General features: G+C 74.0%; 20 protein-coding genes. 11 read left to right on the top strand and 9 right to left on the bottom strand.

Features of this window, described 5'->3' with window-relative positions; genetic code table 11:
* Positions 1-283: 283 nt before the first annotated feature.
* From FHX75_RS25765 to FHX75_RS25755, 3 genes are all read left to right on the top strand, one after another.
* Positions 284-1,057, top strand: a complete 774-nt coding sequence (locus FHX75_RS25765; RefSeq protein ID WP_154942936.1) for an LPXTG cell wall anchor domain-containing protein — start codon at positions 284-286, stop codon at positions 1,055-1,057.
* A gap of 359 nt (positions 1,058-1,416) precedes the next feature.
* Positions 1,417-2,982 carry an aldehyde dehydrogenase family protein gene (locus FHX75_RS25760; RefSeq protein ID WP_154942935.1) on the top strand — a complete coding sequence of 522 codons (1,566 nt, stop codon included), beginning with the start codon at positions 1,417-1,419 and terminating at the stop codon, positions 2,980-2,982.
* A gap of 20 nt (positions 2,983-3,002) precedes the next feature.
* Positions 3,003-3,407: a VOC family protein gene (locus FHX75_RS25755; protein WP_154942934.1), complete on the top strand. Its 405-nt coding sequence runs from the start codon at positions 3,003-3,005 to the stop codon at positions 3,405-3,407.
* 357 nt (positions 3,408-3,764) lie between these two features.
* Here FHX75_RS25755 and FHX75_RS25750 read toward each other — a convergent pair whose 3' ends face one another.
* Entirely contained in the window at positions 3,765-4,862 is a 1,098-nt protein-coding gene (locus FHX75_RS25750; RefSeq protein WP_154942933.1) for a GNAT family N-acetyltransferase, read from the bottom strand.
* Positions 4,863-4,950: 88 nt separating this feature from the next.
* On the bottom strand, positions 4,951-5,652 hold the full coding sequence (locus tag FHX75_RS25745; RefSeq protein ID WP_154942932.1) for an ACT domain-containing protein: 702 nt from the start codon (positions 5,650-5,652) through the stop codon (positions 4,951-4,953).
* A gap of 149 nt (positions 5,653-5,801) precedes the next feature.
* On the opposite strand from FHX75_RS25745, the gene FHX75_RS25740 reads away from it, so the two are divergent.
* Positions 5,802-6,920 carry a phosphotransferase family protein gene (locus FHX75_RS25740; protein ID WP_154942931.1) on the top strand — a complete coding sequence of 373 codons (1,119 nt, stop codon included), beginning with the start codon at positions 5,802-5,804 and terminating at the stop codon, positions 6,918-6,920.
* Between the two features lie 219 nt (positions 6,921-7,139).
* On the opposite strand, the gene FHX75_RS25735 is transcribed toward FHX75_RS25740, so the two are convergent.
* The 6 genes from FHX75_RS25735 to FHX75_RS25710 all read right to left on the bottom strand — a co-directional run bounded on the left by FHX75_RS25735 (position 7,140) and on the right by FHX75_RS25710 (position 13,720).
* Positions 7,140-8,186: a LacI family DNA-binding transcriptional regulator gene (locus FHX75_RS25735; protein ID WP_154942930.1), complete on the bottom strand. Its 1,047-nt coding sequence runs from the start codon at positions 8,184-8,186 to the stop codon at positions 7,140-7,142.
* 87 nt (positions 8,187-8,273) lie between these two features.
* Positions 8,274-9,707: a GH1 family beta-glucosidase gene (locus tag FHX75_RS25730; RefSeq protein ID WP_154942929.1), complete on the bottom strand. Its 1,434-nt coding sequence runs from the start codon at positions 9,705-9,707 to the stop codon at positions 8,274-8,276.
* On the bottom strand, positions 9,704-10,546 hold the full coding sequence (locus FHX75_RS25725) for a carbohydrate ABC transporter permease (RefSeq protein WP_154942928.1): 843 nt from the start codon (positions 10,544-10,546) through the stop codon (positions 9,704-9,706). The genes FHX75_RS25730 and FHX75_RS25725 overlap by 4 nt, the downstream gene beginning before the upstream one ends.
* An 11-nt stretch (positions 10,547-10,557) precedes the next feature.
* Positions 10,558-11,526 (bottom strand): carbohydrate ABC transporter permease, encoded by a 969-nt coding sequence (locus tag FHX75_RS25720; protein ID WP_154942927.1) that lies wholly within the window; start codon positions 11,524-11,526, stop codon positions 10,558-10,560.
* 113 nt (positions 11,527-11,639) lie between these two features.
* Positions 11,640-12,938 carry an ABC transporter substrate-binding protein gene (locus tag FHX75_RS25715; protein WP_154942926.1) on the bottom strand — a complete coding sequence of 433 codons (1,299 nt, stop codon included), beginning with the start codon at positions 12,936-12,938 and terminating at the stop codon, positions 11,640-11,642.
* Between the two features lie 236 nt (positions 12,939-13,174).
* Positions 13,175-13,720: a plasmid pRiA4b ORF-3 family protein gene (locus FHX75_RS25710; protein WP_154943156.1), complete on the bottom strand. Its 546-nt coding sequence runs from the start codon at positions 13,718-13,720 to the stop codon at positions 13,175-13,177.
* 150 nt (positions 13,721-13,870) lie between these two features.
* Here FHX75_RS25710 and FHX75_RS25705 point away from each other — a divergent pair, with 150 nt between their 5' ends.
* Positions 13,871-14,656: a pyrimidine reductase family protein gene (locus tag FHX75_RS25705; RefSeq protein WP_154942925.1), complete on the top strand. Its 786-nt coding sequence runs from the start codon at positions 13,871-13,873 to the stop codon at positions 14,654-14,656.
* Between the two features lie 165 nt (positions 14,657-14,821).
* Entirely contained in the window at positions 14,822-15,307 is a 486-nt protein-coding gene (locus FHX75_RS25700; RefSeq protein WP_154942924.1) for a DUF7144 family membrane protein, read from the top strand.
* Here FHX75_RS25700 and FHX75_RS25695 read toward each other — a convergent pair.
* Positions 15,237-16,868 (bottom strand): alpha/beta fold hydrolase, encoded by a 1,632-nt coding sequence (locus FHX75_RS25695; protein ID WP_154942923.1) that lies wholly within the window; start codon positions 16,866-16,868, stop codon positions 15,237-15,239. The two genes, FHX75_RS25700 and FHX75_RS25695, sit on opposite strands and share 71 nt — an antisense overlap.
* A 227-nt stretch (positions 16,869-17,095) precedes the next feature.
* On the opposite strand from FHX75_RS25695, the gene FHX75_RS25690 reads away from it, so the two are divergent.
* The 5 genes from FHX75_RS25690 to FHX75_RS25670 are packed head-to-tail and all read left to right on the top strand — an operon-like array spanning position 17,096 to position 24,308.
* Positions 17,096-18,844 carry an ATP-binding protein gene (locus FHX75_RS25690; RefSeq protein WP_154942922.1) on the top strand — a complete coding sequence of 583 codons (1,749 nt, stop codon included), beginning with the start codon at positions 17,096-17,098 and terminating at the stop codon, positions 18,842-18,844.
* A 13-nt stretch (positions 18,845-18,857) separates the two neighbouring features.
* On the top strand, positions 18,858-20,006 hold the full coding sequence (locus tag FHX75_RS25685) for an exonuclease SbcCD subunit D (RefSeq protein ID WP_154942921.1): 1,149 nt from the start codon (positions 18,858-18,860) through the stop codon (positions 20,004-20,006).
* Positions 20,006-22,480 carry an AAA family ATPase gene (locus tag FHX75_RS25680; protein WP_154942920.1) on the top strand — a complete coding sequence of 825 codons (2,475 nt, stop codon included), beginning with the start codon at positions 20,006-20,008 and terminating at the stop codon, positions 22,478-22,480. The genes FHX75_RS25685 and FHX75_RS25680 overlap by 1 nt, the downstream gene beginning before the upstream one ends.
* 2 nt (positions 22,481-22,482) lie before the next feature.
* Entirely contained in the window at positions 22,483-23,451 is a 969-nt protein-coding gene (locus FHX75_RS25675) for a hypothetical protein (protein WP_154943155.1), read from the top strand.
* A complete protein-coding gene (locus FHX75_RS25670) occupies positions 23,451-24,308 on the top strand; it encodes a spermidine synthase (protein WP_154942919.1) in 858 nt (285 codons plus the stop codon). Before FHX75_RS25675 ends, FHX75_RS25670 begins: the two co-directional genes overlap by 1 nt.
* Positions 24,309-24,358 lie beyond the last annotated feature (50 nt).

Below are 24,358 nucleotides of genomic sequence, written 5' to 3'. Positions count from 1 at the left end.
GCTGTGGTGGTGGGGTGGCCATCGAGAGCACGGGAGCGCTCCCATGGATGAGCGACAATGTAAACTGCCGATCAGGCCTTTGTGAAGGCCGGACGGTGGCCGGCGGAGCGTCCACAGTCCCGTTTGCGTTACATCGACACGCCGCGAACGGCCCGCCATTTGACCGGATTCACGGATCCGATCCGCCACGTCGTCCCAGCTCAGGCCGTTCGCCCGATGTCGCACTTCGATGCCGTGCATGGGATCATGTGCCGTCCCCTCTACCGATCCCGGAGGAATACTCATGCCCCAGCGTCGGTACGTGGCGCGCGCGGCTCTCACCGCGACTGCCGCCACGGCCTGCCTCGCCTTCGCCACCCCGGCCTGGGCGAGCAGCACGGCCCCACTCAACCCCGCCCACAAGGGCTCGACGGCGGCCGACGCCAAGCAGGAGTGCGAAGACGAGCGCTTCCTCGGCCGCACGCCCGGCCAGGACGGCTGGCACTTCGTGCTCCCCGGCGGCGCCGAGTCCGGCGGCTTCGAGACGCTGACCCTGACCTTCAGCGACGGCACCAACACGGTGACGGTGAAGGTGCCCGACAGCACCGACGCCTACCCGGACCACCTCTACCCGGCCGGGAACACCGACCGGATGATCCACGCCTACCTCTTCACCCCGGCCGGGTGGACGCTGGTTGACGGCACCGCCACGATCAGCGGCGAGGCCGACAAGTTCAACCTGAGCCACGCCTGCGCCGGCACCGCCCCGACGCAGTCGCCGAGCCCCTCGCCGACGACCTCCGAGTCGCCGGAGCCGTCGGGCTCGCCGTCGGAGTCGACCTCCCCGAGCAGCTCGGTCACCCCGACGGAGTCGGGCTCGCCGTCGGAGTCGGGCTCGCCGTCGACCTCCGGCTCTCCGTCGGAGGGCACGGGCGGCAACGGCGGCAGCGACGGGGGCAGCCTGCCGATGACCGGCGTGGCCACCGGCAGCATCGCGCTGGGCGGGCTCATCCTGATCGGTGGCGGCGTGCTGCTGATGCTGCGCCGCCGGCGCGACAACATCACCTTCACCAGCTGATCCGACTCAGCGCCCGACCGGCCGCCGGACTTCTCGTCCGGCGGCCGGTCGCCGTTTGCACACCGGTTCGGTCGGGCGTTGATCCGTCCGGGGCGTCCGTGCGTACTGACGGGTAACCCGGCCGATGTCGCCCGGAGATTCATCACATCATCGAGACATGTGAATGCGTTGTCCGCGTACGCGCAGGTCAAGGCCCGGCTGCGCGGGCCGGACGGTCGTGTCAGGACCGGTCCGGCGCGGGCTCGCGTTCCGGCATACGAACGTACTGTTGCCGCGCCGCTTTCCGGCGCGGGACAGTACGCGACACCAGCGGTGCCGTCGACGCCGCCGCTCCCCCGGTCGACCCTGAGGAGAATGCGATGGCTCTACGACTCGCCGACGGTACCGCCTGGTCCGACACGCTCGCCCGCGCGGTGGCCGCCGCACCGGAGGCCTTCGGGCCCGAGGTCGACGGCGTCACCACCCTGCACAACCTGGTCTCCGGGCAGTGGCAGGCGGTCGGCACGCCGAGCGCGGTGCGCACGCCGGTCGACAACACCGTGCTGGTCAACCTGCCCCGGTTGGACGCCGACACCGCGCGCGCCGCGGTCGCCCACGCCGCCACCGCGCACCGCGACTGGGCGGCGACCCCGCTCGCCGAGCGCAAGGCGCGGGTCGGCGAGGCGCTGGACGCCCTCACCGCGCACCGTGACCTGCTGGCCATGCTGCTGGTCTGGGAGATCGGCAAGCCCTGGCGGCTCGCCTGCGCCGACGTCGACCGGGCGCTGGACGGCGTCCGCTGGTACGTCGAGGAGATCGACCGGATGCTGGCCGGCGGCCGCGAGGCGCTGCCCGGCCCGGTCAGCAACATTGCTTCGTGGAACTACCCCATGAGCGTGCTTGTCCATGCCGAGCTGGTGCAGCTGCTCGCCGGCAACGCGGTCATCGCCAAGACCCCGTCGCAGGGCGGCGCGGTCTGCCTGACCGTGGCGCACGCCCTGATGCGCCGCGCCGGGCTCCCCGCCACCCTGCTCTCCGGCAGTGGCGAGGAACTCTCCGAGGTGCTCGTCCGGGCGCCCGAGATCGGCGCTGTCGCGTTCGTCGGCGGGCGGTCCAACGGCGGCAAGGTGGCCGCCGCGCTGCTCGACACCGACAAGCGGCACTTCATCGAGCAGGAGGGCCTCAACGCCTGGGGTGTCTGGAACTTCTCCCAGTGGGACCTGCTCGCCGCGCACCTGAAGAAGGGCTTCGAGTACGGCAAGCAGCGCTGCACCGCGTACCCGCGGTTCGTGGTCCAGCGTGACCTGGTCGACGAGTTCCTCGACATGTACCTGCCGGTGGTGCGCTCCGTCCGGTTCGGACACCCGCTCGCGGTGGACGAGACCTGGCAGGCCGGCGACCCGCTGCCCGAGCTGGACTTCGGCCCGCTGATCAGCGGCGCCAAGGCCGACGAGCTGCGCCGCAAGGTCGACGAGGCGGTACGCGGCGGCGCCGTGCCGCTGCACCGCGGCAAGCTCGACGGCGCGCCCTTCCTCGACGGGCAGGACACCTCGGCGTACGTGGCACCGGCGGTGCTGCTCGCCCCGCCCGGCCGGTCCCGGCTGATGCACGCCGAGCCCTTCGGCCCGGTCGACACCATCGTCGTGGTGGACACCACCGACGAGCTGCTGGCCGCCATGAACGCCTCCAACGGCGCGCTGGTGGCCTCGCTGGCCTGCGACGACGAGGAGCTGGCCGGCAAGCTCGCGGTGGACCTCCAGGCGTTCAAGGTCGGCATCAACAAGCCGCGTTCCCGGGGCGACCGGGAGGAGCCGTTCGGCGGTCGGGGCGCCTCCTGGAAGGGCGCCTTCGTCGGCGGCGACCTGCTGGTGCAGGCGGTCACCCAGGGCGGCGACGGCCGGCTCTACGGCAACTTCCCGGACTACAGCAGCTACCCGGCCACCTGAGGCGGCGCTAGCCTCGGTCGATGGCACGGATCGAGCAGATCTCGCTGGGCGTGACCGACGACCGCCGCGCCGGCCGGTTCTGGGCCGCGGCCCTGGGCTACGTGCGTCGGCCGCCGCGTTACGGCGGCGACGACTGGATCGTGGTCGAGCCGCCACCCGGGACCCCTGGCGCGGCGATCGCGATGGACGTCAGCGACAGCCCGGCGGCCGAGTTCCCCCGCGTCCACCTCGACCTGGACGCGGGGGATCGCGACCTCGACGACGAGGTGGCGCGGCTGGTGACGCTCGGCGCGCAACGGGTCGACTGGCCGCACTACCCGGCCGAGCCGGAACCGGGCCAGCTGCCCTACGTCGTGCTCGCCGACACCGAGGGGAACCGGTTCTGCGTCTCGGGTCACCGCCGGGCGGGATTCTTCTTCGGCTGACCCGGAGGTGTTCCGCTGCGGCTCGCCGTGGCGGCGTTCCGTGCAGCTCGCCGTGGCGGTGTTCCGTGCGACTCGCCCTGGCGATGTTCGTGCGGCTCGCCCTGGCAATGTTCGTGCGACTCGCCGTGGCGATGTTCGTTGCGGCCCGCCGTGACGGCGTTCCTGCGTCGCCGTGGTCGGGGCCGCCGCCGACGCCGGACATGGGCAGGGCCCCCGCACCGGGGGCCCTGCCGATTCACCGTCCTCCGCACCGGAGGTCGGCCCAGTGGCGCCGGGCGACGTGGTACGCCACCCGGCGCCGGTGAGGTCGCCCCGCGCCGCCGCTGGTACCGAGCCGGCACGGCCACGACCGTTGTCTCAGCCCGCCCGGTCGCCCCGGCTGGTCGCGTCCGCCTGCCGGGGCAGGGCACGCCGCGCCGGCCCCGCGGGGCGGGCGGCCAGCGGCACCGTCAAGGTCAACAGCGCGCCGTCCCGCTCGATCGGCGTCGGCCGCCCGAGCCGGCGCACGGTGCGCAGCATCGGGGTGTTCTCCGCCTGGACGTGCAGCACCACAGCCGCGTACCCGGACCGGCCGGCCTGCCCGAGCAGCCGGCGCAGCAGCGCCGACCCGAGGCCACGGTGCTGCCAGTCGTCACGCACCAGCAGGGCCGCCTCGGCCTCGTCGCCCTCACCGAGCAGGTTGGCCATCGCCACCACGGACTCCCCCGCACCGGAGCCGGTCGTCGCCACCAGGGTGGTCCCCCGCCTCGGCTCCAGCAGCCGGCGCATCCGGCTCGGCGACGGCAACGCGCCCCCGCCGAGATAGCGACGCTGGCGGCTGCGCGCCGAGCACGCCTCGTGCAGGTGCACCACTCCGGCCAGGTCGTCGACGGTGGCCGGGCGGACCACCAGCTCCCCGCCGTCGGGCAGCACCAGGGTCACCCGGTCGGCCTCCCGGCGGGCCGCGGTGGCCGCCAGCTCGACCAGCGCCTGCGCCCGGGCGTACTCCGCCGGCGTGAAGCTGGGCGCCCGCCGGCGCAGCTCGTACGACCCGCCGCACGGGTCGGCCACCAGCATGCTCGCCGCGCCGACACCGCCGTGCGGGACGGCCGGCGCCGGTCGCCAGGTCACCTCGTCCGCGCCGAGCAGCGCACGCAGCATCTCCCCGGTCGCGTCCGGGTCCCGGACCAGCCGGGTGGCCAGCCCGAGCACCCGGGTCGGCTGGTCCACCAGGCCCCGCGCCTCACTGCGCGCCACCCAGCAGTCCCGTCCTCGACCCCGTTCCACGGCGGCCACCAACTCCGCCTCGCCCACCGCGTCCGGCGCGTCGACGAGGAAGTCGTCGACCGCCCCGGCCTCGGTGGTGTGCACCTGCACGGTGAGGATGTTGACCCCCCGCAACGCGAGACTCGCCGTGAGCACCGACAGGTAGCCCGGCCGGTCGTCCACGGTGGCTCGAATCCGCCATAGCGCCATGTCTGCTCCCTTCCCCCCTATGACACTGCCGGGTGGCTGTTGCCACGCCGTTGCCCGGCGGTGACACCCCGGGAACCGTTGCCCGTGATCAGGTGACGCTGGTCACCGAGGGCGCCCCGACCAGGTCGAGCCGGTCGCCGAGGATCACCGCGCTGGCCCGAACCAGCAGGGCCAGTCGGTCCACCTCGGTGGAGTGGAAGGCGGCCGCGGTGAGCGGCTCGGTGTGCTCGCGCGCGACCACCAGCACCAGGCCGTTGCGGCCGAACGGCGCGATCGCGTAGTGGCTGCCGTCGGCGCCGGTCAGCGCCCGCGCCCGCAGCGGGGTCACCTCGGGCAGCAGCGGCGGCTGGGGCGCCCGCCAACTCGCGTGCCCCACCGTCGCCGTCCCTCTGCCGGCCCGCGAGGCCCAGTCCATCGGGACGACCGCGGCCACCGCCCAGTCGGCGGCGAGCAGCCCGGGCACCGCGTCGACCAGGGTGGCCACCCCGTCGGCGGGGTTCGCGGCGATCTGGGCCAGCAGTTCGGCGTCCTGGCCGGTGGTGGTCGGCGCGCCGATCGCCCGCCAGACCCCGTCCACCCGTACCCCGGGAATGGCGGCCAGACCCGCCAGCAACCGCTCCACCCGGGCGGCGCCCGGCCAGACCACGGTGAAGTCGTCCACCGCCCGCCCGCCGAGCCGTTCCAGGACGACCACCTGGACGATGTCGGCGCCGGAGACGCCGAGCGTCCGGGCCACCTGGCCGAGCGTGCCGGGACGGTCCGGCAGGGTCACCCGAACTCTCAGCAACATGTCTGTCCCTCCGCTCGGCGGGCCGACCGTGGCGGCCGGCAGGCTGGGCACCAGCCTGCCGGTTGACCATTTCGCCCCTGTTGCAGCGGCATGTCCCAGGCGGAAATCCCCGGCTTGACAAGAAAGCTGAGCTGCCATCAACTATTCGGATGACCGATCCGGCCGTCGACGCGCTCCGGCCGGGAAGTTCTCCGGCCGCCCCCGACACCGCGCCCACCGCCGCCGGGCGGAACGGGTCCCCCCGGGGGCTGGACCTCGACCGGCTCGCCGGCTACCTGGCCACCCACCGACCCGAGCTGGCCGACGCGCCGCTGTCGGCCACCCTGATCGCCGGGGGCAAGTCGAACCTGACCTACCTGCTGCGCGTCGGCGAGCAGGAGCTGGTGCTGCGCCGCCCCCCGCTGGGGCACGTGCTGGCCACCGCGCACGACATGGCCCGCGAGTTCCGGGTGATCTCCGCCCTCGCGCCCACCGACGTGCCGGTCCCGGCGGCGCTGCTGCACTGCGCCGACACCGACGTGCTCGGCGCGCCGTTCTACCTGATGGAACGGGTCCGCGGCGAGGTGTTCCGCAGCCGCGCCCAGACCGACCCGCTCTCCCCCGAGCAGCGGCGCGACCTGGCCCTGGCGATGATGGACACCCTCGCCGCCCTGCACACCGTCGACCCGGCCACGGTCGGGCTGGCCGACTTCGGCCGTCCCGAGGGCTACCTCGGCCGGCAGGTACGGCGCTGGGCGGGCCAGCTCGACCGGTCCCGCAGCCGTCCGCTGCCCGGCATCGACGAGCTGCGCGACCTGCTCGGCGGCACCGTTCCGGAGGGCGCCAACGCCGGGCGGATCGTGCACGGCGACTACCGGCTGGACAACCTCCTCGCCACCGTCGACCCGGTGTCGGTGCGCGCCGTGCTCGACTGGGAGATGGCCACCCTCGGCGACCCGCTGGCCGATCTCGGCCTGCTGCTGACCTACTGGGACGTGCTGGGCGACAGCGACCTCGCCGCCGGCAACCCGGTCGCCGACGGCCTCGGCCCGCGCGCCGGCTTCCCCACCGGCGCCGAGCTGATCGAGCGGTACGCCGGCCGCAGCGACGTCGACGTCGGGCCGCTGCACTGGCACGTCGCGCTCGGCTGCTTCAAGCTCGCGGTGATCTGCGAGGGCATCCACTACCGGCACACCCTCGGGCAGACGCTCGGCCCCGGCTTCGACCGCATCGGCGACATGGTCGCCCCGCTGGTCGCACACGGCCTGCGCGCAGCCCGAGAGAGGTGACGGACGGCGGGTTCGCCCCCCGCCCCACCGAGCCGCCGGAGCCGGCCCAGGCCGGCCCGCTCCGCCTGCGACCGCGCCCCCGCCTGACCCCCCGCACCCCACGCCTGCACTTGCAGAGAAAGCGTGGCTGTTCACGGCCGAATAGCCACGCTTTCTCGGAAAGTGCGCGGATCTTGGGGGGCGCAGCGCCCGGCGGTGGGGGCGCAGCCGCCGGGGTGGTCAGGCGGAGGCGCGGTGGATGAGTTGGGTGTCGAGGAGGATGTGGGGGGCGGGGATCTCGTCGCCCCGGATGCGGGCGACCAGCAGCCGCGCCATCTGGCGACCCATCTCCTCGACCGGCTGGAAGACGGTGGTCAGCGGCGGGTCGGCCTGCCGGGCGATCGGGGCGTCGTCGAAGCCGATGACGGCGACGTCCTCGGGCACCCGACGCCCCGCCTCGCGCAGGGTACGCAGCGCGCCGAACGCCATCAGGTCGGAGGCGACGAAGACCGCGTCCAGGTCGGGGCAGGCCTCCAACAGCCGGCGCATGCTGGCCGCGCCGCTGCCCTCGCTGAAGTCGCCGTACGCGATCATGCGGGGGTCGACCTCGGCCCCGGCGGCCCGGACGGCGTCCCGGTAGCCGGCGAGCCGGGCCAGGCCGGCACCCATGTCCTGCGGGCCGGCGATGGTGGCGATCCGGCGCCGGCCCCGCTGGGCCAGGTGCTCCACCGCCTGCCGGGCGCCGCCGACGTTGTCCACGTCGACGAACCAGGACGGCCGCGCCCCGGGCTGGAGCATCCGCGCCGGCCGGCCGCCGAGCACCGTCGGCAGGTCACGCTCCTCCAGCAGCGTGGGCAGCGGGTCGGAGTCGTGCAGCGACAGCAGCAGCACCCCGTCCACGTGCTGGTTGGTCAGGTGGTGCTCGACCCGTTCCCGCTCGATCGGGGACTGCACCATGGCCAGCCAGAGCTGCAACGGCGTCTCCAGCAGCCCGGAGCTGACGCCCCGGACGATGCCGGCGAAGAACGGCTCGGTGAAGACCCGGTCGCCGGACTCGGAGACCACCAGGGCCACCGAGTCGGTCCGCTGGGTGACCAGCGCCCGGGCGGCCCGGTTCGGCACGTACCCCAGCTCCGCGATGGCCTGTTGCACCGCGGCCCGAGCCTCCGGACTGACCTGCGGCGAGCCGTTGACGACCCGGGAGACCGTGCCGCGCCCGACGCCCGCGCGGGCGGCGACCGCGTCGAGGGTCGGGCGCCCGAGCGACCGGGTGCGCTGCGTTGTCATCGTCTGCTCCTCCGACGTCGGGCGGATCCGCGCCACCCGTGGGGAGCGGGTGGGCGCGGAGCCGCCCGAGAACTGGCTGGCCTTCGCCTATTGTGCGGCCAGACCGTTACGTCGGATCACCTCGGCGTACCACCTGGCGCTGGACTTGGGGATACGGGCCTGGCTGTCGTAGTCGACCCAGACCATCCCGAACCGCTTGGTGTAGCCCCAGGCCCATTCGAAATTATCCATCAGCGACCAGGCGAAGTAGCCGCGCAGGGGCACCCCGGCGCTGATCGCCTCGTGCGCGGCCCGCAGGTGGGCGTCGAAGTACGCCAGCCGGTCGACGTCGTCGACCTGCCCGTCGACCACCGCGTCGACGAAGGCGGAGCCGTTCTCGGTGACGTAGAGCGGCAGGTCGGTGTACTCCTCGTGGACCCGGCGCAGCGTCTCGGTCAGGCCGGGGGCGTCGATCTCCCAGTTCATGTCGGTGACCGGCACGCCCCGGGTGACGAACCGGACGTCCTCGCTGCCCGGCCAGCACGACGGCGCCCGCCAGTACGGCTCCGGCTCGGCGCCTTCGACCGGGGCGGCGACCACGTGCCGGCTGTAGTAGTTGACGCCGACCAGGTCCAGCGGGGTGGAGATGACCGCCAGGTCGCCGTCGCGCACGTGCCCGAAGTCGGTGACCTCGCGCAGGTCGGCGGTGAGGTCGGTCGGGTACGACCCGCGCAGCACCGGGTCGAGGAAGAACCGGTTGGCCAGCGCGTCGATCCGCCGGGCCGCGTCGACGTCGGCGGGCGCGTCGCTGGCCGGGGTGACCGGGTAGAGGTTGACGGTGATGCCGAGCTGGGCCTGCGGCCGGGACGCCCGCAGCGCCTGCACCGCCTGCCCGTGGCCGAGCATCAGGTGGTGCCCGGCACGGACGGCGTCCGCGCCGTCGGAGCGGCCGGGCGCGTGCACCCCTGAGCCGTAGCCGAGAAACGCCGAGCACCAGGGCTCGTTCAGCGTCGTCCAGTACGTCACCCGGTCGCCGAGGGCGTCCGCGACGAGTTCGGCGTAGTCGGCGAACCGGCCGGCGGTGTCCCGGGCCGGCCAGCCGCCGGCGTCCTCCAGCGGCTGGGGCAGGTCCCAGTGGTAGAGGGTCAGCCAGGGCTCGATGCCGTGCCCCAGCAGCTCGTCGACGAGCCGCCGGTAGAAGTCCAGGCCCTCGGCGTTGGCCGGGCCCGAGCCGCCCGGCTGCACCCGCGGCCAGGACACCGAGAACCGGTACGACTTCAGGCCCAGGTCGGCCATCAGCCGGACGTCCGACGGCATCCGGTGGTAGTGGTCGCAGGCCACGTCCCCGGTGTGCCCGGCGAGCACCCGCCCCTCGGTGTGGCTGAACGTGTCCCAGATCGACGGGGTCCGGCCACCCTCGGTGGCCGCCCCCTCGATCTGGTACGCGGCGGTCGCCGCGCCCCACAGGAAGCCGGGCGGGAAGATCAGTTCCGGCCCCTGGTCGAGTACGCCGACTGCGGGCGGGTGGTCTGGGTTGCTCACGACTTGACGGCACCTTCCATGATCCCGCCAATGATCTGGCGGCCGAACAGGGCGAACACGAGCACCAACGGCACGGTACCGATGGCGGTCGCGGCGAACACCTGCGAGTAGTCGGTGTAGTAGGCGTACGAGAGGAACGCCAGGGACACCTGCAGGGTCGGATTCTCCGGGGTGAGCACGGCGTACGGCCACAGGTAGGAGTTCCAGGTCTCCATGAAGGTGAGCAGGCCGAGCACGGCCGCGGCCGGGCGCAGCGCGGGCAGCACGATGTTCCAGAAGATCCGGAAGGTGCTGGCCCCGTCGACCCGGCCGGCCTCGATCAGCTCGTCGGAGATGGCCTGGGTGGCGTACTGCCGCATCATGAACACGCCGAAGGCGCTGACCAGGAAGGGCACGGTCACCGCGTAGAGGGTGTCGTACCAGCCGAGGTCCTGGATCATGCCCCAGAGCGGGATGAGGCCCAGTTGGGTCGGGATCATCATGGTCACGATGATCGACAGCAGCAGGATGTTGCGGCCCCGGAAGCGCAGCTTGGCGAAGGCGAAGCCGGCCAGCGACCCGGTGATCACCACCGAGACGGTCACCACGCCGGACACGATCACCGAGTTGAGCAGGCCGGTGAGGAAGTTCGCGGCGTCGTTGTCGAGCACCCGGTCGAAGTTGTCGCCGAACGCGCCGCCCGGGGTGACCGGCGGCGGCACGTCGTTGATCGAGTCCAGGCTGCGGGTGGCGATGACGACCATGTAGTAGAAGGGGTAGATCGAGAAGAGCACCGCCAGCACGAGGGCGACGTACATCAGCGGGCTGGTGCGCCAGAGGCGCTGGGACGCGGAGTTCACTCGGTCGCTCCTCACTTGACCGTACGGCGGACGAGCAGGAAGTTGACCAGCGAGACCAGGGCGATCATCACGAACATCGCCCAGGCCACGGCGGCGCCGTACCCGGCGGTGTTCAGGTTCTCGATACCCAGTTCGTACATGTACATGGCCAGGGTCTGGAACTCGCGCTGGTCGCCGCCGATGATGTTGCCGTTGGCGAAGACGAGCGGCTCGGTGAAGAGCTGGAGCCCGCCGATGGTGGAGAGGGTGACCACGAAGACGAAGGTCGGCGTGAGCATCGGCAGGGTGATCCGCCAGAACTGCTTCCACTGGTTGGCGCCGTCGATGGCCGCCGCCTCGTAGAGGTCCTTGGGGATGGCCTGCATGCCGGCCAGCAAGATGAGCGTGTTGTAGCCGGTCCACCGCCAGTTGACCATCGAGGCGATGGCGGTCCAGGAGCTCCACCGCTGCGCGTCCCAGTCGACCGCGTCGATCCCGACCAGGCCGAGCAGCCAGTTGATCAGGCCGAAGTCGCGCTGGAAGAGCATGCCGAAGACGATCGCCACGGCGGCGACCGAGACCACGTTCGGCATGAAGATGGCCATCCGGAAGAACGTCCGGGCGCGCAGGATCGTGCGGTTGAGCAGGGTCGCCAGGAAGAGCGCGAGCAGCAGCTGCGGGATCGTGGAGAGCAGGAAGATGCCGAAGGTGTTGACCGTGGCGTTCCAGAAGTACTCGTCGGTGAACAGCCGGGTGTAGTTGTCCACCCCGATGAAGCTGTGGTCGCCGATCAGGTTCCAGTCGTGCAGCGACATCCACGCGGTGCGCAGCATCGGGTAGAACCCGAAGATGCCGAAGATGACGAAGAACGGGGCGACGTAGAGGTACGGGGAGAGCTTGAGGTCGAGGCGGTTGAGCGACAGCGCCCGGCTGCGGCGCCGGGTGGGTGGGGGTGGCGACGCCGTGGGTGACGGCGGCGCGGTCGTGGCCGACAGGCTCATGCGGGATCCTTTCCCGGCGCCGGCGGGGCCGGTGAGGCGGGCGGTACGTGCAACGGGACGCGGCCGGTGGCGCCCGGGAGACCCGGACGCCACCCGCCGTGGTGGGTCAGTGCTCAGAAGGCGCCCTGGGTCTTGGCGTCCTTGACGTACTGCTCCCAGGCCTTGTCCTTGGTCGACTGCCCGTTCTCGTACGACCGCAGCGCCGGCTCGAAGGCGTTCTCCTTCACGGCCTGGTGCTTCGGACCGAGGTGCAGCGGCTGGATCTTGGAGACGCTGTCACCGAAGATCTTGCCGGTCGGGGCGTTGTTGAAGTACTCGTTGGTGTAGGCGAGGAACTCCGGGTTCTTCAGCGCCTCGAGGTTGGTCGGCAGCGGGCCCTTGAGCTTGAACGCCGCCACCTGGCTCTGCGCGTTGGTCAGGTACTCGGCGAGCTTCGCCGCCTCCTTGGGGTGCTTGCTCTGGGTCGGCACGGCGAGCCAGGAGCCGCCCCAGTTGCCCGCGCCGCCGGGGACCGGCGCCACGTCCCACTTGCCCTTGTTCTCCGGGCCGGAGTTGTCCGCGACGATGCCGAGCATCCAGGACGGGCAGAAGGTCGCGGCGAAGGTGCCCTGCTTGAAGCCGGCCGACCACTCGGGCGACCAGGTGGCCGTCTCGGCGGTGATGTTGGCGTCGGCCATCGCGATCGCGGTGTCCCAGGCGCTCTTCACCGAGGCGCTGGTGTCGGCGACGACGTTGTCGTCCTTGTCGTAGAACAGGTCGCCGCCCTGCTGGAACATCACCGCGCTGGAGGCGGTGGTCACCGAGTCGAGCATGCCCTTGCCGGTGGCGGCCCGGTACTTCTTGCCGGTCTCGATGAAGGCGTTCCAGTCCGGCCAGAGCGCCGCGACCTGGTCCCGCTCGGTCGGCAGCTTGGCGGCCTGGAAGAGGTCGCGGCGGTAGCAGACCGCCAGCGAGCCGACGTCGGTGGGCAGGCCGATCAGCCGGCCGTCCGGCGCCTTGCCCAGCTCCCACTTCCAGGGCAGGTACTCGCTGCTGTGGTCCTTGCTGACCAGCTTGCCGAGGTCGGCCCAGTTCGCCGGGTTCGCCTTGAACTCGTTGAGGATGCCCTCCTCCAGGGCGACCACGTCGGCCGCGCCCTTGCCGGTGGCCAGCGCCCGGACGATCTTCGGCCGGTACTCGTTGAGCTGCGCGGTCTTGCGCAGCTCGACCTTGATGCCGGTGTCCTTCTCGTACTGCTTGACGATCTCGTCGTAGCCGAATTCGCCGAAGGTGTCCACGACCAGCTTGGCGGGCTTCCCGCCGGACGCCGTGGCGTCGTCGTCGTCCTTGCCGCAGGCCGCGAGACCGCCGAGTGCGGTGACCGCGGCCAGGGCGGCGGCCGCGAGGCGGGTACGCCGCGTGGTGACGCTCATCCTGACCCCTCTTTCAGTGGTGAGGCTGGGTTTGGGTGTGGTGGGGGGTGATCTGCGCGCTCCCGCCGGCCGGCGGACCGGGTCGGCCCGGGCGGTGTGCGTGGTGATCCGCGCCACGCCCTGGGAACGCTCCCATGAGATTGCCGGGAGGTGTCAGGGGTGTCAATAGACCGATGGGAGCGTTCCCAGATCGTTACGGCCGATGCCCTCGACCGGTCCTCAGCGGACGGTGGCGATCAGCAGAGGTGACGCAGCAGCGTGCTGGCCCGCCCCGGGTCGAACCGGGCGGGATCGAAGCCGCCGCCCGCCCACTCCCGCATCGCCGCGTGCTCCCGGTGCCGCGGGTCGGCGAGCGCGGCGAGCAGGAGCAGGTAGCCGGAGGGGCCGCCGACGTCCTCCGGCGGGCAGGCGCGCTCGCCGTCCAGGCAGGACGGGTACCGCTCCTCCGGGTCGGCGGTGAAGGCGTCCTCCACCACCAGGTCGTGCTCCCACCAGTCGCCGAAGTCGTAGGTGTAGCGGAACCTGCTGCCCTTGCCGAGGACCGCGTCGAGCCGGACGTCCAGCTCGTCGCGGAGCGACAGCTCGCCGTCCGGATCCGGCTCGCCGTACTGCAGCCCGTCGATTTCGAACGAGTGCAGGTGGCAGTCGCGCCAGCCCATGGCGTGCTGCACCACCCGGTGCAGCCGGTCGAGGGTGTAGCCGCCGGGCACCAGCACCCGCCGCCAGACCGGCGGGCGGACCCCGGCGAGGGACATCTTCAGCTGGAAGATCTGACGTGGCATGCTGCCCCCTCCTCCCACCGCATAGGCTGCCGACATGATCTGCCGAGCCTGCCGGGAGCGGCGGCACGACGACTGTCCCGGCCGGAAGTGGTGCGACTGCCAGCACCGTACCCCCGGACCCATCCCTCCGGTCACCGGTCCGGCCGGCGAATGACCGTCGGAATCCCGATCCGCCGGATCTGGCCGACGCCGGCCACCCCGCCCCTGGACGACGCCGAGCTGACCGCGCTCTACGGTCGCGCCGACCGCCCGCACCTGCGGGTCAACTTCGTGGCCAGCCTCGACGGCGCGGTCACCCTGGACGGCTACTCCGCCGGGCTCTCCGGCGGGCCGGACAAGCGGGTCTTCGGGCTGCTCCGGATGCTCTGCGACGGGCTGCTGGTGGCCGCCGGCACGCTGCGGCACGAGGGCTACCGCGCGGTGCGGCTGAGCGAGCCGCGCCGGGCCTGGCGACGCGAGCGGGGGCTGCCCGAGTACCCCACCCTGGTGGTCGTCTCCGGGTCGCTGGACCTCGACCCGGCGCAGGCCGCGTTCGCCGACGCGCCGGTGCGACCCGTCGTGCTGACCCACGCCGGCGCCGCGCCGCCCCCGGGGCTGACCGACGTCGCCGAGCTGGTCCGCTGCGGCGGCGAGCGGGTGGACCTCGCCGCCGGCCTGGCCGAGCTGCGCCGGCGGGGGCTGGACCAGGTGCTCTGCGAGGGCGGCCCGCACCTGTTCGGCGCGCTCACCGCCGCCGACCTGGTCGACGAGCTCTGCCTGACCGTCGCCCCGGTGCTCGCCGGGGCGGGCCCCGGCCGGATCACCGCCGGCGACCCGGGCGCGCCCCGGGAGCTGCCGCTGCGGCACGTGCTCGCCGCCGACGACGGCGTGCTGATGCTGCGCCACGCCCGGGACGCCGCCGGGTCGCCGCCCGCCGGGGCCGCCCCGCCCGCCTAACGGTCGCCCTGAGCCGCCGGGTGCACCGCCGGGTCCGCCGACCACCGGTCGTGCACCGGCCGCCACCGGCGGGGGTACGCGGACAGTCCGCCCCGGCCACGACGACGGGCGCGGGTCCCTGCTGTTCGCGGCGGAGAACCCACGTGCCGGCCCTAACCTGGGCAGATGGGGTTTCCGCAGCCGGTCGACACCACCGGGGCGCAGCGACCCGGCCCACCGCTGCTGGCCGGCACCCTGCTGACCACCAGCGGCCTGGTGGACCTGCTGTCCGCGTGGGCCAACACGACCGTCGACGCGTTCGTCGTGCAGACCGGCCGGGGCATGTACCTCGTCGACATCACCGGCTGGGCCTGGCTGCACGTCGCGATCGGCGCGGCGGTCACGCTCGCCGGTCTGGCGGCGGCCACCGGACGCCGGGGCACGACCTCGGTCGCCCTCGGCTGTGCCGTTCTGGGCGCCGCCATCGATCTACTGCTGTTCCCGTACGGGCCGGTCCGGGCGCTGCTGGTGGTGGGGCTCGACGCCGCGGTCATGCGGCTGCTGCTGCGACACCGCCGCATGGTCCGGGCCACGGGCGGGTTCAGCGGGCCTCGCAGATCCGGCCCGTCATCGCCGGATCCCCCTCCCTGGTCGCCGACCAGATCGGGTTGAGCATCAGGGCCAGCGGCGGGGCCTGCCAGGCGGCGCCCAGCCGTTGCAGCAGGCCGTACTCCGGCCGGGGCATCTCCACCGGTTCCCCGGCAAGGAAGGCGACCACCTGGTCCTCCACCGCCCGGTCGCCGACCAGGCCGCCGTGCAGCGCGGGCTGCTGGTAGACCGGGACGCGGCTGTACTCCCCGGGCGGCGCCTCGGCGGCGCTGACCGTCGGCAGGAAGGCGATCATCCGGACCCCGGCGACCGGGCAGAGAGTGCGGTTGCGATAGAACGGCGCGTTGCTCAGCACCGACCGTACGAACGAACTGTCGGGATCGTCCTTCACGGCCAGGGGCAGGTTCGCCAGCCAGAACATGGCCCGCAGCTCCCAACCGGCCGCCACTCCCCAGCCGGCGTGCCCGGGCGGCGGGTAGTAGGTCCGGCCGGCCTGCACCAGCGGACTGAACATCACCACCGTGGTCACCGGGCCGCGCGGCAGCCGCTCCAGGTAGGTGCGGGCCACCATGGAACCCTCGCTCTGCCCCAACAGGGCCACCGGGCGTCCGGTGCGCCGGTGCACCGACTCGACCTGGTCGGCGAGCAGGGCGCTGCTGGAGTCCAGTGACCGGTGGGTCGCCTCGGGTGGGTACGGCAGGGGCCGGCCCTGCGCGTCCAGGCCACGGTAGGAGAAGCGCTCGACCCGGGGGTCGGCGGCGGGAGTCCCGTCCCAGCTGGAGTTGTGCCCGCCCAGGACGATCACCGCGTGGGGCACCCGGTCGGGCAACCGCTCGGTGAGCACCGGTGGCCGCCACTGCCCCTGCCCCCCGCCCAACGCGAACCCGATCAGCGCCTGCGCCCAGATGGCGCCGGCCAGGGTGAGCGCGATCGCGATCGGGCCGACCGGCACCCGCCCCCAACGCCGGACCGGCGCCGCCGCGGCGGCCACGGTGCGTTGCCAGAGCAACCCGTTCGCCACGCCGGCCAGACCGGCCATCACGACCGCCCACCAGCCGGTGGTGCTGGAGATCACCGCGCCGGCCAGGGTCAGCACCACGAAGTTCAGCGATGCCCAGCCGAACAGCTCGATCGTCGGCAGCCCCTTCCACCACCGGCTCACCACCCCGGCTCGGAGCAGGAAGGGGGCGAGCACCAGCATCGGGCCGAGCGAGGCGAACAGATACCACGACAGCGCCACCGCCGAGAAAGCGACGGAGAGCGCGGCCCACGGCGAGATGACCGCCGCGGCGACCAGCGCGACCTCCAGGTTGCGCCGGACCAGCCAGCCCCAGGAGGGCCGCGGCACCCCGGCCGGCCAGGCCAACGCGGTCAGCCCGGCGGAGAGCACGCCCCGGAGCACGGTCAGCAGCAGCAGGCCGAGCAGGAACATCTCCCAGGAGTTGTGGTAGACCAGCAGCCAGCGCAGGTCGTGGTACGAGTCGTACGGCCACACGGCGGTGGCCTGCGGGGCCAGGCCCCGGGCGGCGTGCAGGCCGACGCCGACCAGCAGCGCCTCCTCCAGCACCGGGGGCAGCGCGGCGAGGCCGAGCAGCCCGACCAGTCGGCTTCGTGTCGTCCCCACGGCGCTCCTCGCTCTCGCGGCCCTCCGATGCTCTCGCGGATCACGCCCCTCGGTGGCGGAATCGCGCGGACGAGGGGGACGCGCCGTGGTCACGCCGTCCCGCAGCGCGACGACCCGCGACGACGACGCGTGGCGTCCGCCGCGTCGCGTGGCACCTTGTCGTACTCCTCGGGCAGGATGCAGGGCGTGCGCCCTGACCCAGACGAGCAGCTGACCGGAGTCCCCCGATGACCGACGACCTGCTCGACGGCCCGGGCCAGCCGGTCGGCCGGGTGCTCGGCACCGCCGACGCCACCCCGCTGCAGTTCTGGACCGCCGTCTCACCGGACAGCTACCTCCAGCTCGACGACGTGGTCGTCACCCGGCGTGAGCTGCCCGACCGGGAGCCGGTCACCATCGCCGGGGTGGTCACCCAGGTCCGGGCTCGGCACGAGGGCGCCCAGTTCGACTCGGACGTGTTCGCCATCGCCGACGGCACCCTCCCCGCCCAGGTGCAGGAGGCCGCCGAGATCACCACGACCCGGGTCGACCCGGAGTTCTACGTGCCGCCCGCGCCGGGCGCGGCGGTCTACCGGGCCGAGGGCGACGCCCGGGCGCGGGCGCTGCACTTCGACCGGATGGAGCGGCGCATCCCGATGGGCATGGGCCGCGACGGCGTCCCGGTCTACCTCAACGCCGACTTCCTCGACGGCAGCCGGGGCGCGCACGTCTCCATCTCCGGCATCTCCGGCGTGGCCACCAAGACCAGCTTCGCCACCTTCCTGCTCTACTCGGTCTTCCGCTCCGGGGTGCTCGGCGGCGACGCGGTCAACGCCAAGGCGCTGATCTTCAACGTCAAGGGCGAGGACCTGCTCTTCCTCGACCACCCCAACGCCCGGCTCGACGACCCGACCCGGGCCGCGTACGCGAAGCTCGGGCTGGACGCCGGCGCCTTCCCCGACGTGCGGGTCTACGCCCCGCCCCGGGTCGGCGACTCCTCCGGCACGCCGGACGTGAGCAGCCGGCTCACCGGCGTGGACAGCTTCTACTGGACGCTGAGCGAGTTCTGCGCCGACCGGCTCCTGCCGTACGTCTTCGCCGACGCCGACGACGAGCGCCAGCAGTACACGATGGTGGTCCACTCGGTCGCCGCCCACCTCGCCCGGTACGCCCAGCCCGCCGACGGCGGGGTGAGCCTCGACGGGGTCCGGCTGGGCTCGTACGCCGACCTGGTCGACCACATCGTCGAGCAGCTCAACGACGACGAGACCCGCAGCGACTGGGCGGGCAGCGCGGTCGGCCTCGGCACGGTCAACGCCTTCGCCCGCCGGCTGATCGGCAGCAAGAAGGACCTGGGCCGGCTGATCCGGGGCGACCTGGCCACCCGCCGCCCGCACAGCATCAACACCGCCGAGAGCGCCCAGGTCACCGTGGTCGACCTGCACAACCTGCCGGACCGCGCGCAGCGCTTCGTGGTCGGTGTGACGCTCAAGAGCGAGTTCGAGCGCAAGGAGAAGTCCGGCACCGCCAAGCCGCTGCTCTTCGTCGTCCTCGACGAGCTCAACAAGTACGCCCCGCGCGAGGGCTCCTCCCCGATCAAGGAGGTGCTGCTCGACATCGCCGAGCGGGGCCGCTCGCTCGGGGTGATCCTGATCGGCGCGCAGCAGACGGCGAGCGAGGTGGAGCGGCGGATCGTCACCAACTCGGCGATCCGGGTGGTCGGCCGGCTCGACCCGGCCGAGGCGTCCCGCCCCGAGTACGGCTTCCTCCCGCCGGCCCAGCGCCAGCGGGCGCTGCTGGCCAAGCCGGGCACCATGTTCGTCAACCAGCCCGACATCCCGGTCCCGCTCTGCCTGGAGTTCCCCTTCCCGGCCTGGGCGACCCGGGTCTCCGAGGCGGGCCGGCCCCCCTCGCAGACGCTGCGCTCGATCACCCAGTCGGCCGACCCGTTCGCGGTGGTCGGCTCGGGCGCCGGCGACGACGACATCCCGTTCTAGGGAGCGCGCACCCATGAAGATCCTGCACACCTCGGACTGGCACGTCGGCAAGGTGCTCAAGGGGCAGTCCCGCGCCGACGAGCACAAGCAGGTGCTGGCCGGGGTCATCGAGATCGCCCGCGACGAGCGGCCCGACCTGGTGATCGTCGCCGGCGACCTCTACGACACCGCCGCTCCCAGCCCGGAGGCGACCCGGCTGGTCACCCGGGCGCTGACCGCGCTACGGCGCACCGGCGCCGACGTGGTGGCGATCGGCGGCAACCACGACAACGGCCAGGCCCTGGACGCGCTGCGCCCGTGGGCCGAGGCGGCCGGCATCACGCTGCGCGGCGGCGTCCGGGAGAACCCGGCCGAGCACGTCATCGAGGGCACGACCCGTGACGGCGAACGCTGGCAGCTCGCCGCGCTGCCGTTCCTCTCCCAGCGGTACGCCGTCCGCGCGGTGGAGATGTACGAGCTGACCGCCGCCGAGGCCACCCAGACGTACGCCGACCACCTGGGCCGGGTCCTCACCCGGCTCACCGAGGGCTTCACCGAGCCCGACCGGGTGCACCTGGTCACCGCCCACGTCACCGTGGTCGGCGCGACCACCGGCGGCGGCGAGCGGGACGCGCACACCGTGCTCGGCTACGCCGTGCCGGCGACGGTCTTCCCCGGCAACGCCCACTACGTGGCGCTGGGCCACCTGCACCGCTCGCAGCGGGTGATCGGGCCCTGCCCGATCCGCTACAGCGGCAGCCCGCTGGCGGTCGACTTCGGCGAGCAGGAGAACGTCGCCTCGGTGACGCTGGTGGAGGTCACCGCGCAGACCGCCGCGCAGGTCCGCGAGGTGCCGGTGCCGGCGGCGGTGCCGCTGCGCACGGTGCGGGGCACCCTCGCCCAACTGGCCGAGCTGACCCCGCCCGAGGGCTGGCTGCGGGTGTTCGTCCGCGAGCAGCCGCGGGCCGGCCTGCGCGAGGAGGTGCAGGAGCTGCTCCCCCGGGCGCTGGAGATCCGGATCGACCCGGAGCTGGTCCCGGCCCCGGGCAGCGGCACCCGGGTCGCCCAGCGGGCCGGCCGCTCCCCCCGGGAGCTGTTCGCCGACTACCTGGACAGCCGGGGCCACGACGACGACGGCGTGCGGGAGCTCTTCGACGAGCTCTTCGAGGAGGTCGACCGCTGATGCGTCCGATGCGGCTGGACATGGCGGGCTTCACCGTCTTCCGGGACGAGACCACGGTCGACTTCACCGACGCCGACTTCTTCGCGCTGGTCGGTCCGACCGGCTCGGGCAAGTCGACGGTGCTCGACGCGATCTGCTTCGCCCTCTACGGCACGGTGCCCCGCTGGGGCGGCACGCGGGGCCTGGCGAACGCGCTCGCCCCGTCGGCCACCGAGGCGCGCGTCCGGCTGGTCTTCGAGTCCGCCGGTTCCCGCTACGTGGCCACCCGGGTGGTCCGCCGGGACGGCCGGGGCAACGTCAAGACGGCCAACGCCGGGTTGCAGCTCATGCCGGCCGGCTTCGACGTCACCAAGCTGGACACCGGGCTGAGCCCGGAGGACCTGGGCGAGGTGGTCGCCGGGACGCCGGCCGAGATGGAGCAGGCGGTGCTGGAGGCGGTCGGGCTGCCGTACGAGCAGTTCACCTCCTGCGTGCTGCTGCCGCAGGGGCAGTTCGCCGACTTCCTGCACGCCAAGCCCGCCACCCGGCAGCAGATCCTGGTCAACCTGCTCGGCCTCGGCGTCTACGAGGAGGTGCAGAAGCGCGCCACCGAACGGGCCGGCCAGGCCGAGGCGGGGTTGGCCGCGGTGGACAAGGTGCTCGCCGGGCTGACCGACGTCGACGACGCGGCGCTGGCCGCCGCGACCGCGCAGGTCGACCGGATGCGCGAGCTGTCTCAGGCGGTCGGGTCGGCCGTACCCGAGCGGGAGAGCGCGCGGGCGGCGGCCCGGGCGGCGACGGCGGCGCTGGCCGACCTCGACGCGGATCTGGCCGGGCTGACCGGGGTGCGGGCGCCGGACGGGGTGGCCGAGGTGGCCCGGGCCGTGACCACCGCCCGGGCGGCGGCCGACGAGGCGGCGGCCGCGGTGACGCTGGCCGAGGAGCGCGAGGAGAAGCTGCGCGGCGAGCTGGCCGGGGCGGGCGACGAGAGCACGCTGCGGCTGCTGCTGCGGGCGTACACCGATCGGGAACGGCTGACCGGCGAGGCCGAGACGGTCCGCGCGGCGGTCGCCGAGGCGCAGCGGGAGCACGACGCGGCGGTGGCGGCCCTGACGGCGGCGCGGGACGCGTCGGCCCGGGCCGAGGCCGAGCTGGAGGCGGCGTTCCGCGCCCACGAGGAGGCCAAGGCCACCGACCAGGCGGTCGCCCTGCGGGCGCACCTGGCCGACGGCGGCACCTGCCCGGTGTGCGAGCAGACCGTGGCCCGGGTGCCGGCGGTGCCGGCCGGCTCGGCGGTGGCCGCGGCCACCGCCGCCGGCAAGGCGGCGCGGGCGGCCAGCAAGACGGCCCAGGCGCTGGTGCAGGAGCGCGACGCGGCGGCCCGCGACCTGGAGCGGGTGCTGGTGCACGCCCGCGCCCGACACGACCAGCTCGCGGCCCGACTGTCCGAACTGGACGCCCAGCTCGCCGACGCGGCGACGCCGACGGCGCTGCGCGCGGCGCTGGACGAGCACGCCCGGCTGCGCCGGGCCCTCGACGAGGCGGCGGGGGCGGTACGCGCCGGCCGGGACGCCGCCCGGCGGGCCCGCGGCGCGCTGGACGCGGCGCAGGAGCGGCTGCGCGCCGCCTGGCGCGGCTTCGACGCCGCCCGGGACGGGCTGGCCCGCTTCGGTCCGCCGGCCACCGACCGGGACGACGTGGCCGCCGCCTGGGCCACCCTGGTCGACTGGGCGGCCGGGCAGGCGCAGCGGCGGCGGGCGGAACGGGTCGGGCTGGCCGAGGCGGTGACCGGGGCGCAGGCGGCCGCCGAGGCGGTGGAGGAACGGCTGGCCACGCTGCTGTCGGCCGCCGGGCTGCCGCCCGCCGACGACCCGGTCCACGCGGTCGCGGTCGCCGCCGAGCGGGCCGAGGCGGACCGGCGCCGGATCGAGGAGCGCCGCGAGCAGGCCGGTGAGCTGCGCCGGCAGCGGGACGAGCACGAGCGGCAGGCCCGGGTCGCGCGGGCGCTCGCCGGTCACCTGCGGGCCAACAACTTCGAGCGGTGGCTGCTCGCCGAGGCGCTCGACCTGCTGGTCGACGGCGCCTCCCGGATCCTGCGCGACCTCTCCAACGGCCAGTACGACCTGGTCCACGACAAGGGCGAGTTCGCCGTGGTCGACCACCACGACGCGGGGCTGCGCCGGGGCGTGCGCACCCTCTCCGGCGGGGAGACGTTCCAGGCGTCGCTGGCCCTGGCGCTGGCGCTGTCCGAGCAGCTCGCCGGGATGTCCACCACCGCGGCCAGCCTGGAGTCGATCGTGCTGGACGAGGGCTTCGGCACCCTGGACGCGGCGACCCTGGACACGGTGGCCGCCACCCTGGAGAGCCTGGCCGCCCGGGGCGACCGGATGGTCGGCGTGGTCACTCACGTGCCGGCGCTGGCCGAGCGGATCCCGGTGCGCTACGAGGTCCGCAAGGACGCCCGCACGGCCCGCGTCGAACGGACCGGCCTGTGAGCGTGACCGGGCCGCGGCTCTTCGTCGACGCCTGGGATCCGTCGTACGGGGCCTCCTTCGAGGCCTCGGTGGGTGGGCCGGCGGCGCCGAGCAGCGCCCAGGTCGAGGCGGACATCGAGCTGCCGGCCGTGGACTGGCGGGCGATCGGCCCCCGCCCGGGCCTGCGCGCGCCGGACGTGGTGCTGCTCGTCGACGGGGTACGCCGGATCGACGCCAGCGTCTGGACGGCCGAGGACGACGGCGCCTCGTTCCCCGGCATCGCCGCCTCGTACGCGGCCGGGGTGGTCCGCTGCGACCTGGAGCGGGGCGCGGCGGAGCTGGCCGGCGCGCAGGTCGGGCGCGGGCTGTTCACCGCCAGCCCGTCGGCGCAGGAGGTGGTCTGCGGGCGGGTCCGCTACCCGGTGCACCGGGTGGGCGGCACGGGCGAGCTGAGCAAGCTCCCCGCGGCGGTGCAGGCGCCGCTGACCGCGCTCGAGGTGGCGGTCTCCGACGCCGCGCGGGTGGACGGCGACCTGCTGGTGGTGGACGGGCCGCTGCGCAGCCGGCGGCAGCTGCCGCGCACCCTGGGCTACATCAAGACGCAGCACAGCCAGTACCTCGACGCCCGGCTCACCGCGGTGGTCACCGGGCTCGCGCCGGGTGAGCGGTCCCCGGTGTTCCGCCTCGGCACCGCCTGGGGCGGCTGGTCCTGGTACCTGCGGCTGCCGGTGGCGCTCGGCGCGCCGTGGGCCGGCATCGTGCGGATGGAGTGCTCGGCGGAGCTGCCACCGGAGGAGGCGATTGCGCTGGCCGACCTGTCGCTGGTGACGCTGCCCCGGTTCGCCTCCTCGCCGTACAAGGATCCGCGCGCCCCGCAGAACCTGGTGCCGATCGCCGGGCTGGAGCGGCGGCTGCGCGGGCTGCTCGGCGACGCCCGGCTGCTGCACCGGGCGCTGACCATGGCCACCCGGGCCGGCGTGGCGGGCCGCTGATGGGTCGCCGCCGTGGCGACGACCGGGTCGTCGCGCCGGTCGACACCGGCGAGGCCGAGCTGGTGCCGGACCCGGACCGCCCCCGCTCGTGGACCTTGCTGCTCGACGGCGCCCCGCAGTCGCACGTGGACCTGGCCGACCCGACCCACCTGGAGTTCGAGTACGTCCGCCGGATCGGCGCGGCGCTCGACCTGCTCGCCCCGGCCGGCGCGCCGCTGCGGGTGCTGCACCTGGGCGGCGGCGCGCTGACCCTGCCCCGCTACCTGCAGGCCACCCGCCCCGGCTCCACCCAGCGGGTGTCCGAGGTGGACGGCGCGCTCGTCGAGCTGGTGCGGCGGGCGCTGCCCTGGCCCGCCGACCCCCGGCTGAAGGTGCGCATCGCCGACGCCCGCGCGACCCTCGCGTCCACCCGGGACGCTGCGTACGACGTGGTGGTCGCCGACGTCTTCGCCGGCGCGCGTACCCCGGCGCACCTCACCTCGGTCGAGTACGCCGCCGAGGTGGCCCGGGTGCTGGCCCCGTCCGGCTGGTACCTGGCCAATCTCGCCGACGGTCCACCACTGCGGCACGCCCGGGCCCAGGTGGCCACGGTCCGCACGGTGCTGCCCCGGGCCTGCCTGGTCGGCGACGCGGCGGTGCTGCGCGGGCGCCGCTACGGCAACCTGGTGCTGGTCGCGGGCCGGGTCGAGCCGCCGGTGCCGGAGCTGACCCGGCGCGCCGCCGGGGACTGGTTCCCCGGGCGGGTGGTGGCCGGCGCGGAACTCGACCGGTTCGCCGGGGGCGCGCCGGTGGTGCGCGACGCCGACGCGACCGACTCCACCCCGCCGCCGCCAGGAATTTTTTCGGTACGTCGTTGATCCGCCGGGCCGACCCGCACGTATCACGGGGCGGCCCTCCCCGTGGGCCG

The organism is Micromonospora palomenae, assembly GCF_007829925.1.
Classification (GTDB): Bacteria; Actinomycetota; Actinomycetes; order Mycobacteriales; family Micromonosporaceae; genus Micromonospora; species Micromonospora purpureochromogenes.
Note: the sequence above shows the minus strand (reverse complement) of the source record. Positions and strands in the feature narration are given on the sequence as shown.